Origin of the sequence: Streptomyces sp. NBC_01497, assembly GCF_036250695.1 — a bacterium.
Taxonomy (GTDB): Bacteria; Actinomycetota; Actinomycetes; order Streptomycetales; family Streptomycetaceae; genus Streptomyces.
In genome coordinates this window covers 5,123,922-5,136,858 of the sequence record NZ_CP109427.1, presented here as the reverse complement: position 1 = coordinate 5,136,858, position 12,937 = coordinate 5,123,922, and the positions used below count along the sequence as shown (strand labels likewise).

Genomic DNA, 12,937 nt, shown 5'->3' with positions numbered 1-12,937 from the left:
GGCCCTGGGGGCCGCGGCCCGCCGGCGCGGCGTGCCCGGCAGGGCCCGGAGGGGTCCGGGGAGCCGCGGCGTCGCGCCCGGTGGGGGAAGCGACCCGGAGGCGGGTACGGAACCGGGCCCGCGCCCGGAGTCGTCGGTGCTCAGGAGCGCAGGACGGCGATCGCCTCGGCGAGCGCGGTGGGCACGTCGGGTACGAGGGTGTGCACCCCGTCCTGTACGACATGGCGTCCGGCCACCACGGTATGCCGCACGTCGGCCGCTGACGCGGCGAATACCGCGGTCTCCGCGCCGAGCCTGGCCCGTGGCCCCGCGGTTCTGACGGAGTCGAGGGCGACGGTCGTCAGGTCGGCCAGCATGCCCTGTTCGATGCTGCCGGCGTCGGGGCGGCCCAGAGCGGCGTGGCCGTTCGCGGAGGCGGCGCGCAGCAGCGCCGCCGCGGTCCAGTGGCCGCGCCTGCGGGTGCGCAGTCGCTCGTCGAGCTCCATGGCGCGTGCCTCTTCGAGCAGGTCGATGACGGCGTGGCTGTCGCTGCCGAGCGAGAGGGGTGAGCCCGCGCGTTCCAGTGCGACGGCGGGCCCGATGCCGTCGGCCAGGTCGCGTTCCGTGGTGGGGCACATGCACGTGCCGGTGTGGGCCGCGCCGATGAGCGCGATGTCCTCGTCGGTGAGGTGCGTGGCGTGCACGGCGGTGGTGCGGGGGCCGAGGACGCCCCGGTCGGCGAGGAGCCGGGTCGGGGTCCGGCCGTGGACATCGAGGCAGGCGTCGTTCTCGGCCGTCTGCTCGGACAGATGGATGTGCAGCGGCGCGGCCCGGGCCTCGGCCCAGGCGGCCACGGTGCCCATCTGGTCGGCCGGCACGGCGCGTACGGAATGGATGGCGGCGCCGACGAGCGCCTGGTCGGGGTCCGGCGTCCGGAGGGCGCCGACGCGCTCCGCCCAGGCGTCGGCGCTCCCGTCGGAGAAGCGGAGTTGGTGACGGGTGAGGGGGGCGCCACCGGGTTCGGTGGACGACAGACCGGAGGAGAGGTACAGGGTGTCGAGCAGGGTGATGCGCACGCCCGCTTCCGCGGCGGCGGCGATGAGGGCCTCGCCCATGGCGTTGGGGTCGGCGTAGGGGGTGCCGCCGGGTCCGTGGTGCAGGTAGTGGAACTCGCCCACCGCCGTGATGCCGGCGAGGGCCATCTCCGCGTAGGTGGCGCGGGCCAGCGCGTAGTACGTGTCGGGGGTGAGGCGGCCCGCGGTGCGGTACATGACGTCGCGCCAGGTCCAGAACGTGCCGCTGCCGACCTGCACTTCGGAGCGCAGTGCCCGGTGGAAGGCATGGCTGTGGGCGTTGGCCAGGCCGGGGACGGTGAGGCCGCGCAGCGCGGTGGCGCCGGGCGGCGGGGCGGGCGTGTCGGTGCGTACGGCGGTGATGCGGCCGCCCGCGGTCTCGACCGTGACGCCCGGCTCGACGTGGGTGTCGAGCCAGGCGTGCTCCAGCCAGTAGGTGGTGGCGGCGCCGGTGGTGCTCATGCGCACGCGAGTCCTTCCAGTACGTCGGCGAGGGCGCGCACCCCGGCCACGCAGTCGTCCTCGGCCGCGGTCTCGGCCGGGGAGTGCGAGACACCGGTGGGGTTCCGCACGAACAGCATGGCCGTCGGTACGGACGCGGACAGGATGCCCGCGTCGTGCCCCGCGCCCGAGGGGATCACGGGGAGGGATGCGGTGGACGAGCGGCCGAGGATACGGGCGAGTTCGTCGCGCAGGGTGTGCCCGAATTCGACGATGGGGGTGAAGGACTCGCGTATGACGGCGAGTTCGACGCCCGAGCGGGCGGCGGCCTCGCGGGCCGCCGCTTCGACGGCGGCCACGACGGTGTCGAGGGATGCCGGGTCGGCCGCTCGGGAGTCGAGCCAGGCACTGACGAGGGAGGGGATGGCGTTGACGCCGTTCGGCTGGACGAGGACCTTGCCGAAGGTGGCGAGGGCACCGGCGAGTTCCGCTTCACGGCGAGCCGCGAGCACGGTCTCCGCGTAGGGGAGCATCGGGTCCCTGCGGTCTTCGAGGCGGGTGGTGCCCGCGTGGTTCGCCTCGCCCTGGAAGTCGAACCGCCAGCGGCCGTGCGGCCACACGGCGGAGGCGAGGCCGACGGGGCTGTCGGTGAGGTCGAGGGCGCGGCCCTGTTCGACGTGCAACTCGACGAGGGCGCCGATGCGGCCGAGCCGTTCGGGGTCGGGGCCGATGGCGTCGGGGTCCTGGCCGGCGGCCTCCATCGCCTGCGGCAGCGTGGTGCCGTCGGTCGCGCGCAGGGCGTGGGCCTGTTCGCGGGTGAGCTGCCCCGCGGACAGCCGGGAGCCGACGCAGGCGACGCCGAAGCGGGCGCCCTCCTCGTCGCCGAAGGCCGTGACGGCGATGGGCCTGGTCGGCCGGGCGCCGCGGGCGCGGAGCTCGTCGAGGGCCGCGAAGGCGGACACGACACCGAGGGGGCCGTCGAAGGCGCCCCCGTCGGGGACGGAGTCGAGGTGGGATCCGGTGACGACGGCGTCGCCCGCCTCGGGGTCGCCGAGCCATGCCCACAGGTTGCCGTTGCGGTCGGTCTCGTTGCGCAGCCCCCGGGCCGCGGCCTGGTCGCGGAACCAGGAGCGGCACTCGGCGTCGGCCCCCGTCCAGGCGTAGCGGCGGTAGCCGCCGGTGGCGTCGTCGCGGCCGATGCGGGCGAGGTCCGCCCACATCGTCTGGAAGGCGGGGACGCTCACTTGGTCTCCTCCTGCGCCTGCTCGCGCATCGGGACCCGCACGCCCTTGGCCTCGGCGACGGCCTCGGCCTCCTCGTAACCGGCGTCGACGTGGCGGATGACGCCCATGCCGGGGTCGTTGGTGAGGACGCGGCGGATCTTCTCGCCAGCGAGCGGGGTGCCGTCGGCGACCGTGACCTGGCCCGCGTGCAGGGAGCGGCCCATGCCGACGCCGCCGCCGTGGTGGATCGATACCCAGGAGGCACCGGAGGCGACGTTGACCATGGCGTTGAGCAGCGGCCAGTCGGCGATGGCGTCGGAACCGTCCCGCATGGCCTCCGTCTCGCGGTAGGGGGAGGCGACCGAACCGGTGTCGAGGTGGTCGCGGCCGATGACGATCGGCGCGGCGAGTTCGCCGGAGGCGACCATGTCGTTGAAGCGCTCGCCGGCGCGGTCGCGTTCGCCGTAACCGAGCCAGCAGATGCGGGCGGGCAGTCCCTGGAAGTGGACGCGCTCCTGGGCCAGGTTGATCCAGCGGTGCAGGGACTCGTTCTCCGGGAAGAGGTCCAGGATCGCCTTGTCCGTCTTGTGGATGTCGGAGGCCTCGCCGGACAGGGCGGCCCAGCGGAAGGGGCCCTTGCCCTCGCAGAACAGCGGGCGGATGTAGGCGGGGACGAAGCCCGGGTAGTCGAAGGCGCGCTCGTAGCCGGCCAGTTTGGCCTCGCCGCGCAGCGAGTTGCCGTAGTCGAAGACCTCGGCGCCCGCGTCCTGGAAGCCGACCATGGCCTCGACGTGGCGGGCCATGGATTCGCGGGCCCGGGTGGTGAAGTCGGCGGGCTTCTCGGCGGCGTAGTCGGCCATGTCGTCGAAGTCGACGCCGATGGGCAGGTACGCGAGGGGGTCGTGCGCGGACGTCTGGTCGGTGACGATGTCGACGGGCGCGCCCTCGGCGAGCATCCGGGGCAGCAGCTCGGCGGCGTTGCCGAGCAGTCCGATGGACAGGGGGCGGCGTGCGTCGCGGGCCTCCACGGCGAGCTGGAAGGCGTGCTCCACGCTGTCGGCGCGTACGTCGAGGTAGCGGTGCTCGATGCGGCGCTGGATGGCGCGCGGGTCGACGTCCACGCAGATGGCCACGCCGTCGTTCATGGTGACGGCGAGGGGCTGGGCGCCGCCCATGCCGCCGAGGCCGGCGGTGAGGGTGATCGTCCCGGCGAGTGTGCCGCCGAAGCGCTTGGCGGCGACGGCCGCGAAGGTCTCGTAGGTGCCCTGGAGGATGCCCTGCGTGCCGATGTAGATCCAGGAGCCCGCGGTCATCTGGCCGTACATGGTCAGACCGAGGGCCTCCAGGCGGCGGAACTCCTCCCAGTTCGCCCAGTCGCCGACGAGGTTGGAGTTGGCGATGAGGACACGCGGCGCCCACTCGTGGGTCTGCATGACGCCGACGGGACGGCCGGACTGGACGAGCATCGTCTCGTCCTGCTTCAGGGTGCGCAGCGTGCGGACCATGGCGTCGAAGGAGCGCCAGTCACGGGCGGCCTTGCCGGTGCCGCCGTAGACGACGAGCTTCTCGGGGTGCTCCGCGACCTCCGGGTCGAGGTTGTTCTGGAGCATGCGCAGCGCGGCTTCCTGCTGCCATCCCAGGGCGCTGAGCTGGGGGCCGCGCGGGGCCCTGACAAGGCGAGGCTCTGACATGGCGGGGGACTCCTCCACGAGCGATCCGACGTATACGGGTGAACTGCTGAGTGAACGGCTGGGTGAACCAGATATTCACATCCTGACGCTCTGAATATTCCTAGTCAACAGGGCCCGCTCGGCCGGCCGGGCCATCGAGCATGATGGGCACATGCACATGGGCAAGACAGAGACCGACATGACCGACATACAGGACCGGGGTGCGGCGGCGGCCGCCCGACGGCACCGCGCGGTGCGCGCCGCCGTCGTCGAGGGCCTGATCAGTGACGAGCAGCCCGTCGTGGGCCTGCTCGACGTGGCGGGCATCCGGGAGTCCGTCGCCACACTGCGCACCGCGTTCGAAGAGGCCCTTCCCGCCGGCACGCCGGTGCTGCACGCCTTCGCCGTCAAGGCGTCGCCGCTCGTGCCCGTCGTGCGCCTGCTGCGGGAACTGGGCGTCGGCGCCGAGGTGGCGAGCCCCGGAGAGCTGGCGCTGGCGCGCGCCGCCGGGATGCCCGCCGCATCGGTCGTGCTGGACTCCCCCGCGAAGACGACCGGCGAGCTGCGGGAGGCCCTGTCCCTCGGCATCGCGGTCAACGCCGACAACCGGCAGGAGCTGGCGCGCCTCGACGCCCTCGTCGCGGAGCTCGGCACGCGCTCCCCGATCGGCGTCCGGGTCAACCCGCAGACCGGCACCGGATCGATCGGCGCGCTGTCCACGGCGACGTCGACCTCGAAGTTCGGCGTGGCACTGCGGGACCCGGGCGCCCGGGAGTGGGTCGTCCGGGCCTACACGGAGCGGCCGTGGCTGACTCGCCTGCACGCGCACTCCGGCTCCCAGGGGGTGCCGCTGGCGCTGATCGCCGAGGGCATCAAGGCGCTGTACGAGCTGGCCGAGGAGATCAACACCGCGGCCGGCCGGCAGCAGGTCGACACGCTCGACATCGGAGGCGGCCTCCCGGTGAACTTCGCCTCCGAGGAGCACACGCCCGGTTACGCGGACTACGTGCGCGTCCTGAAGGAGACGGTGCCGGGGCTGTTCGACGGCAGGTACGGGCTGGTGACGGAGTTCGGCAGGTCGCTGCTCGCCAAGCACGGCACGATCCTCGCGAAGGTCGAGTACACGAAGTCGGCGGGCGCCCGTCCGATCGCCGTGACGCACGCGGGCGTGCAGGTGGCGACCCGCACGGTGTACGCCCCCGAGTCGTGGCCGCTGCGGATCGCCGCGTACGACGCGAAGGGCGAGCCGCGTACGGGCGAGCCGGTCGCGCAGGACGTGGCGGGCCCGGCCTGCTTCGCGGGCGACCTGCTCGCGACCGACCGCCCGCTGCCCCTGATCGAGCAGGGCGACGTGGTCGCGGCGCTGGACACCGGGGCGTACTACTTCGCGCACCACTACGCGTACAACAGCCTGCCGCGGCCGGGCGTGTACGGCTTCACGGCCCCTGAGGCACAGACGGCGGACGGGCCGGTCGGCTTCGCGACGGTCCGCACCCCGCAGACGGTCGAGGAGATCGTCGCCGAGTCGGGCGCGGAGCACACGGACGCACTGCTGCCGTAGGCGGACCCGCGCCACCGGGCGCCCGCCCCATGGCGTGGACGCCTCCCGGCCCCCGGCGTCCCGGCCCCCGGCCCCCGGCGCCCCGACCCCCGGCGCCCTGGTCCTCGGCCGGCGAGCTTCGCGCGCGTGCGCCCGCACGCGGTCGCGCGTGATCGCGACTTCCGTCGCCGTGCGCGAGGAGAGCGTCTGCCGGTAGCCAGCTCATCTACAAATAAGACATGCCCGATCGTGTTCGATCACGATCGGGCATGTTTTTGCATATGCCAGGTTCATAACTGATTTCTCTCGGCGGAATATGCCGGACTCGCTCTCCCGCGCGAACGCTATGCGTAGTGTCGCGGTTACTGCTTCCGCACGACTGTGCGCCTGCACGCCCGACTGGGGGAGGGAGTTCGCGTGCCCGGAATCGACGCATGCCTGGACGAGGCCATGGCCCTGCCGGGGGCACGCGGCGCGTCGGTCGTCGACTGGACGAGCGGGCTGGCCCTCGGCACGGCGGGCGAGTCGCCCGGTGGCGACGCGGAGGCGACGGCCGCGGAGACCGCGGAACTGGCCCGCGCCGCGGCCGAGTACACGACGTTCGCCCCGGACGGCGCGCGGGACCTCTCCTCCGATCGCGCCCCGTCCGGCGGCGCCCGCTCCTCCGGCACCGCCGCCCGCTCCGAGGGCGGGGGCGAGGGGGCGGACAAAGGGCTCCCGGTCGAGGACGTGATCGTCTCCACCCGCACCGGGTACCACCTGCTGTGCTTCGTGGAGACGACGTTCGACAGCAGTGTCTTCCTGCACCTCTGGCTCGACCGGGACACCGGCAATCTCGCGCTCGCCCGCATACGCATGCGACAGCTGGCGGAACGGCTGGTGCTCGGATGACCGCACGCTCCTTGTCCGCCGGGCCCCCGGTCCCGGACCCGGTTTCCGCCGGTCCCGCCTCCCAGGACTCCGCATCGCGGACGGCAGCGCCGGCCGGCCCCGCGTCCGAGGACTCCGGGTCGAGCGGCTCGGGGTCCGGCGGCTCGGGGTCAAGCGGCTCGCGGTCCGGCGGCTCCGGGTCCGGCGGCTCGGGGTCAAGCGGCTCCGGGTCCAGCGGCTCAGGGCCCAGCGGCTCGGGGTCAAGCGGCTCCGGGTCCAGCGGCTCGGGGCCCAGCAGCTCAGGGTCCGGGAAGTCCGGGTCCGGGTCCGGGTCCGGGAAGTCCGCTTCCGCGTCCGGCAGTTCCGCATCCGTCCGGTCCCTGTCCGAGGACAGCGCCTCCACCGGCCCCGCGGCGTGGAACTCCCCCTCCCACGGCCCCACGCCCGCGTCAGCGGACTCCCTGCCCTCGCGTCCGGGAGCGGGAGCCCCGTCGCCGTCCCCGCGCTCCGTGTCCCCCATGCTGCTGCGCCTCGCCGAGGAACGCGCCACAGGGGCGCTGCTGCGCGATCACGGGACCCTCTACCTCTCCGAGGGCCGGATCGTCCACGCGGAGAGCCCCACGGCGCCCGGCGTCGACGTCCTGCTCATGGCGGGCGGCCGGCTGCCGCGCACCGGCTGGCAGGAGGCCGTCGACAAGGCCGGCGCCCGCCGCGAGGTCGCCCGCTTCCTGGTCGACAGCGGCCGGGTCGGCGGCGGTGAGATGGAGATATGCCACCTGGGCGCGCTGTTCGACGCGGCGTTCTTCGCACTCGCCCCCGGCAGTGGGCCGACCCGGTTCCGCTATGGGGTCGCGCACTGGTTCGGCACCGTGCGTCCCGTGTCCGCGGCGGCCGTCGAGCGCGAGACGCTCCGCCGCCGCGAACTCCTCGACAGCGTCTGGCCCTACGCGAGTGTCGACACCGCGCCGGTGACGGCCCGCGAGCCCGCGCCCGGCCAGAGCGTGCCGCGCAGGCAGCGTGACGTACTCGCCCTGGCTGACGGCACCAAGTCGCCCGCGGCCATCGCCTGGGCGCTCGGCCGCCCCGCCTTCCACATCCTCCTGGACATCCGCAGGCTCGCCGCGGCCGGGCTGGTGGACACCCCGCAGGACCCGCTCCCGCCGCCGGAGTCGACCGGGGCCGTGCCCGCCTGGGTCGCGACGCTCTCCGGCGATCCCGACATCGCCCTGCTGCGCAGGCTGCGCGACGCCCTGGAGGCAACCCTGTGATCCCCTGCTCCCCCACCGGACACGCCCCGACCACACCGTCATGAGGCGCACGTTGCGGCAACGCGCCGAGAGGAGACAGCTGATGACGGCAGAGGCCGATGTGCTCGGCGAGCTGAGACGCCTCAGGGCCTGCCTCCCCCAGGTGACGGGAGCGCTCGCGGCGAGCGCCGACGGACTGGTGCTCGCCCAGGAGACCGCGGGCAACCAGGCGGAGGGCGTGGCCGCTCTGACCGCCGCCGCACTGGGTGTGGCGCAGCGTCTGACGGAGACCACGGGGCAGGGCGACTTCCGCGAACTCCTCGTACGAGGTGAGCGCGGCTACGTCGCGACCTACGCGGCGGGCTCGTCGGCGGTGCTGACGCTGCTGGCCGAACCGCGGACCAACGTGGGCCGGTTGCACCTGGAGGCCCGCAGGTCGAGCGCGCGGATCGGTGAGTTGGTGGACGGCGCCCTCGACCGATTGGAGAACGCCTGAGCGATGACTTCAGCCTCCGGGAAACCCCCCACGACCTCAACGACCCGTGGCCGCAGGACAGTGAAGAAGACGGCCACCACAAGCAAAGGAAGTACGACACCCATGGCCAACACCGAAGCCTCCCTCAAGGATGCCCTCACCTCCATCGACGGCGCGATCGGCGCCGCGCTCGTCGACTACACCAGCGGTATGGCGCTCGGCACGGTCGGCGGCGGCAAGGACCTCGACCTGACCGTCGCGGCCGCCGGCAACACGGACGTGGTCAGAGCGAAGGTCCGCACGATGGAAATGCTCGGGATGAAGGACGAGATCGAGGACATCCTGATCACGCTGGGCAACCAGTACCACCTGATCCGTCTGCTCAAGGGACGCGGGAAGAACGGCCTGTTCCTCTATCTCGCGCTGGACAAGAGCAGGGCGAACCTGGCGATGGCCCGCCACCAGCTCGCCAAGGTCGAGTCCGAACTGGATCTCTGACGGGTAACCGGTCCGGGGCCGAGGGCCCCCGGTCCCCGCTTCGCTGTGAGTACGGCGCCCCGGCCCGTCCCGACCTCGCCGTGGGTACGGCGCCCGGGCCCGTACTCGCGGCGGCTCAGCGGCTCAGCGGCGCCGTGTTCCGCCGGGCGCGGCGTCGCCCGCCAGGATGCCGGTCGTCCGGTACCCCTTGACCTGCTTGCCGACGGGGCGGCCGGTTCCGGCCCAGTCCGTACGGACCCACAGGATCGCGTCGTTCCTCCGCTCTCCGCGGCCGATCCACACTGCCTTCAGCCACAGCCCGGCTCCGGTGCCCGCGACGGCCATGCCGAACGCGGCAGGCACCGCGAACGAGCAGGCGACGCCGACCACGAACGCGGCGACGAGCCACCACCGGTGGGCCCGCCGCCAGTTCCGCTGGGTGACCACCCGGTCCTGCAGGAGGTCGAACTTGCCCGCGCGCGAAGCACGGTCGGCCCACGCCCGGTAGCGGCCGCGCCGTACGAGGGCGACGACGGCCGCGCACCCCACAAACAGTGCGGCCCCCGCGTAGGCGCCGACGTGCCGCCCGGTGAACCCGGGCAGCAGCAGGCCCACTCCGGCGGACAGTGCACCCAGCCAGAACAGTGGGACGGAACCCGCCCGCACGATCACCGCCACCCGGGCCAGGGACTGCTGCCCTCCGCGCGCCATGATGTGCCTCCTCCGCGGCTGCCGTTGGTGTCCGCAGCGTAGTGAGAGCACGTGAGGGAGCCATGAGAGAAGGTGAAGGAGGCCTGAGAAAGACCGCGGTGGTCACTCGGCGAAGAGCCCGCGGGCGAGGGCGGCCGCGTCGAACTCCTCCAGCCGGGTGGGTGCGTCCGGCAGTTCGTCGCACATCGCTTCCAGCAGCACGCGCCCGAGGAGCATGGGTGCGCACACCGTGTCGAAGGCGAGTCCGGTGCCGACGGCGGCCGGGATGAGGACATCGCTGTACGGGGCGACCGGCGCGAACGAGGAGTCGGCGACGGTCACCACGGTCAGCCCGATCTCCCGCGCGTGCGCCAACGCCTCGACCACCTCGCGCGGGTGGCGCGGCAGGGCGAAGCACATGAGCGCGGTGGCCCCGCTGCGGCGGGCGGCGTCGAGCCGGTCGACGAGCATGCTGCCGCCCTCGTCCAGCAGGCGCACATCGGGGTGCACCTTGGCCGCGAAGTACGCGAATCCACGCGCCTGCGAGGAGGCCGCGCGCAGGCCGAGCACGGGGAGCGGCCGGGACGCGGCGAGCAGCCGGCCGGCCCGTTCCACGGGAGTGGGGTCGGCCAGCAGCGCGGCGAGTTCGCGCAGGTTGTCGATCTCGCCGAGCACGGCCTGCTGGTACGCGTTGCACTCGGCGTCCTGGTGGCTCGTCTCCGGCGGTGCGGAGGGCGCGACCTCGCGCAGATGCCTGCGCAGCGCGGGGTACCCGTCGAAACCGAGCGCGACGGCGAACCGCGTGACGGAGGGCTGGCTCACCCCGGCCAGTTCGGCCAGCTCGACGCTGGAGAGGAACGGCGCCTCACCGGCCCGGCGCACCATGCTGTGCGCGATGCGACGCTGCGCGGGGGTCAGGCGGTGCCCCTCGAAGAGGCGCTGCAACCGCTCGGCGGGGGTGTCGCTCATGCGGGCAAGGTATCAGTGATCCATTCACTACCGCACCCGTATGCATAGCTTCATACAGAGTCGTCCCGCGGCGACCCGCACGGACACTCCGCACGCCCCTGACGGGGCTCCGGAGGGGTGGACACGAAGGCGAAGAGGGGGGCTAACCCCCGTGTGCGGAGGGGCCCCGACGCCTACCGTCATGGGGTATGGACACCCACGACCCGGAGCTCAAGAAGGAGCTCAACGCCACCCTCCAGGCCCGCCGAGAGCTCGGCGAGGACTACGACTCCGCGCTCGTGGACTCGTTCCTGGACAAGGTCGAGCAGCGCCTCGGCGCGACGGACAAGCGCGTCAGGCGCGAACTCGCCGAGCAGCAGCTCGTGGTGGCGCGCGGCGCCTCCCGCCCGCGTACCGAGGACGGCTTCGGCGAGCGGTACGGCTTCGGCATCGTCTCGCTGGTCCTGGCCGTGCCGCTCTCGGCGATCGCGGGATCGCTCGGCGGCCTCGCGGGCCTGCTCGTGGCGTGGCTGGGGATCGTGGGCGTGAACACCGTCCACTCCACCCGCTTCTGGCCCTGGGCCCGCGCCCACCGCCGCTCGACGTGGGAGGACTGACCGGAGCCGGCTGCCCCGGGCCCGACCGCCCGTGGGATGCGCGACAGCCCGTGGCATGACCGACCGGGGCCGGCCGCCCCGGGCCCGACCGCCGCCGCCCTGCCCGCCTCCGCCGCCGCGCGGCACTCCCGCCCGCCCGACCTCACGGGCACCCACGCCCCGTGCGAGCCCGGCGCCCACGGGCCCCGGCCGCGCCCCTGAGTTCTGGCTGTGCCACTGGGCCTAGGCGTGTCCGGTCGGACCGAGCCCGCACCGAGTCGCACCGAGTCGCACCGAGTCGCACCGAGTCGCACCGAGTCGCACCGAAGGATCCGGCAGGGCCCGGCCCGACCTCGCACCTCGCACCTCGCACCTCGCACCTCGCACCAACCCGTCGCCCCGCGCTGTGACGCCCCGCCAGATCGCCCCCCGGGGGTTTCCCCGGGGCAGCTATTCACCATGTGTATACCCACCATGTATAGTCCTTGACCAGGTGGCGGACAAGGCTGCGGTGCGCCGGCCCGGAGGAGGCCGGATTCCGCTCGGCCCTTCATCCGGCCATCTGTCATGCCCATGTCTATTGCACATCCCTGCCCAGGTCCGTGGCACACCCATGCCCTCGGACGGGTCACGGCCCTGCCCGTCGCGGCACGCAGGCGGTCAGGCCGACGTCCGCATGTCCTCCCGTGCGGGCGAGCCCCGCACGGCCGGAGACCGAACCGGCCCGCGCAGCCCTCACACTCCCCGAACCACGGAAGTACGGAAGTAACGCCATGCCCCAGCACATAGCCTCCTCGGCCCCCGCACGGCTCCTCGCCGGCGTCGCGGCCGTCGCGTGCCTCGTCCCCGTCCTCAGCGCCTGCGGCGCGTCCTACCCCGTGACCAGCCCCAAGGCCGCGCGGGACGCCGCCAAGGGCGTTCCCGCGGCCCCCGCCACGCCCGCCGTCACCGGCAGGGCCAGGACCGGGGTCGGCGCGGCGCCCGGCAGCGCCGCCGCGATCGCGGCAGGCCGACCGGGGGCGGTGGACTGCCGGAAGGTGAAGTGCGTGGCGCTCAGCTTCGACGCGGGCCCCAGCCCGTACACGCCCGCGGTCCTGAAGTCGCTGGAGAAGTACCACGCGCACGCCACGTTCATGACCCTCGGCAAGAACCACGTCCTCAAGCACCCGGACCTGGTGCGGCAGGAGGCCGCCGCCGGGATGGAGATCGGCAACCACACCTGGACGCACCAGATCCTGACCAAGATCAAGCCGGCCGAGGCGCGCAGGGAACTCAAGCTCGACCAGGACGCGGTCAAGAAGATCACCGGCAAGGCGCCCACCCTGATGCGCCCGCCGCAGGGCCGCACCGACGAGGACGTCACGAAGGTCTGCCGCGAGCTGGGCCTGTCCCAGGTGCTGTGGAGCGTCACCGCCAAGGACTACAAGACGAAGGACTCGGCCGTCATCCGGCAGCGTGTCCTCGAACAGACCCGGCGCGACGGCATCATCCTGCTGCACGACATCTACCCCGGCACAGCGCCCGCGCTGCCGGGGATCCTCTCCGCGCTGGACCAGAAGGGCTACACCGTCGTCACCGTCTCCCAGCTGCTGTGGCCGGCCAAGCCCGTGCCGGGTGAGGTCTACCGCCCGGACAAGCCGTGACCGTGGCGCGGCGGTGAGGCACGTAAGGCCGGTGAGGCACGAGCGGCAGACGGGAACGGGTGGGC

At 73.3% G+C, this 12,937-nt stretch carries 12 protein-coding genes; 7 read left to right on the top strand and 5 right to left on the bottom strand.

Annotation, left to right across the window (positions count from 1 at the left end; genetic code table 11):
* Positions 1–140 precede the first annotated feature (140 nt).
* Genes OG310_RS21685 through hutU form a run of 3 tightly spaced genes read right to left on the bottom strand, consistent with a single transcriptional unit; the run spans position 141 to position 4,407 of the window.
* A complete protein-coding gene (locus tag OG310_RS21685; RefSeq protein ID WP_329457531.1) occupies positions 141–1,514 on the bottom strand; it encodes a formimidoylglutamate deiminase in 1,374 nt (457 codons plus the stop codon).
* Positions 1,511–2,713, bottom strand: a complete 1,203-nt coding sequence (locus OG310_RS21680; RefSeq protein WP_329460304.1) for an allantoate amidohydrolase — start codon at positions 2,711–2,713, stop codon at positions 1,511–1,513. Before OG310_RS21680 ends, OG310_RS21685 begins: the two co-directional genes overlap by 4 nt.
* Positions 2,714–2,733: 20 nt before the next feature.
* Positions 2,734–4,407, bottom strand: a complete 1,674-nt coding sequence (hutU, locus tag OG310_RS21675; protein WP_329457530.1) for a urocanate hydratase — start codon at positions 4,405–4,407, stop codon at positions 2,734–2,736.
* 157 nt (positions 4,408–4,564) lie between these two features.
* Here hutU and OG310_RS21670 point away from each other — a divergent pair, with 157 nt between their 5' ends.
* The 5 genes from OG310_RS21670 (at position 4,565) to OG310_RS21650 (ending at position 9,016) form a co-directional block, all read left to right on the top strand.
* The gene (locus tag OG310_RS21670; protein WP_329457529.1) at positions 4,565–5,947 is read left to right on the top strand and encodes a diaminopimelate decarboxylase; all 1,383 of its coding nucleotides are present in this window, start codon (positions 4,565–4,567) and stop codon (positions 5,945–5,947) included.
* A 396-nt stretch (positions 5,948–6,343) separates the two neighbouring features.
* Positions 6,344–6,817, top strand: coding sequence for a hypothetical protein (locus OG310_RS21665; RefSeq protein ID WP_329457528.1), 474 nt, complete (start codon positions 6,344–6,346; stop codon positions 6,815–6,817).
* 497 nt (positions 6,818–7,314) lie between these two features.
* The gene (locus OG310_RS21660; RefSeq protein ID WP_329460303.1) at positions 7,315–8,064 is read left to right on the top strand and encodes a transcriptional regulator; all 750 of its coding nucleotides are present in this window, start codon (positions 7,315–7,317) and stop codon (positions 8,062–8,064) included.
* A 40-nt stretch (positions 8,065–8,104) separates the two neighbouring features.
* On the top strand, positions 8,105–8,539 hold the full coding sequence (locus tag OG310_RS21655) for a roadblock/LC7 domain-containing protein (RefSeq protein ID WP_329457527.1): 435 nt from the start codon (positions 8,105–8,107) through the stop codon (positions 8,537–8,539).
* A 102-nt stretch (positions 8,540–8,641) separates the two neighbouring features.
* Positions 8,642–9,016 (top strand): hypothetical protein, encoded by a 375-nt coding sequence (locus OG310_RS21650; RefSeq protein ID WP_329457526.1) that lies wholly within the window; start codon positions 8,642–8,644, stop codon positions 9,014–9,016.
* A 123-nt stretch (positions 9,017–9,139) separates the two neighbouring features.
* On the opposite strand, the gene OG310_RS21645 is transcribed toward OG310_RS21650, so the two are convergent.
* Positions 9,140–9,706: a hypothetical protein gene (locus OG310_RS21645; RefSeq protein ID WP_329457525.1), complete on the bottom strand. Its 567-nt coding sequence runs from the start codon at positions 9,704–9,706 to the stop codon at positions 9,140–9,142.
* 102 nt (positions 9,707–9,808) lie between these two features.
* Complete coding sequence (locus OG310_RS21640) at positions 9,809–10,654, bottom strand: MurR/RpiR family transcriptional regulator (RefSeq protein WP_329457524.1); 846 nt, start codon at positions 10,652–10,654, stop codon at positions 9,809–9,811.
* 188 nt (positions 10,655–10,842) lie between these two features.
* Here OG310_RS21640 and OG310_RS21635 point away from each other — a divergent pair, with 188 nt between their 5' ends.
* Together OG310_RS21635 and OG310_RS21630 are read left to right on the top strand one after the other, a co-directional pair.
* Positions 10,843–11,250, top strand: a complete 408-nt coding sequence (locus OG310_RS21635; protein WP_329457523.1) for a hypothetical protein — start codon at positions 10,843–10,845, stop codon at positions 11,248–11,250.
* Positions 11,251–12,002: 752 nt separating this feature from the next.
* Positions 12,003–12,872, top strand: coding sequence for a polysaccharide deacetylase family protein (locus OG310_RS21630; RefSeq protein ID WP_329457522.1), 870 nt, complete (start codon positions 12,003–12,005; stop codon positions 12,870–12,872).
* Positions 12,873–12,937: the final 65 nt, after the last annotated feature.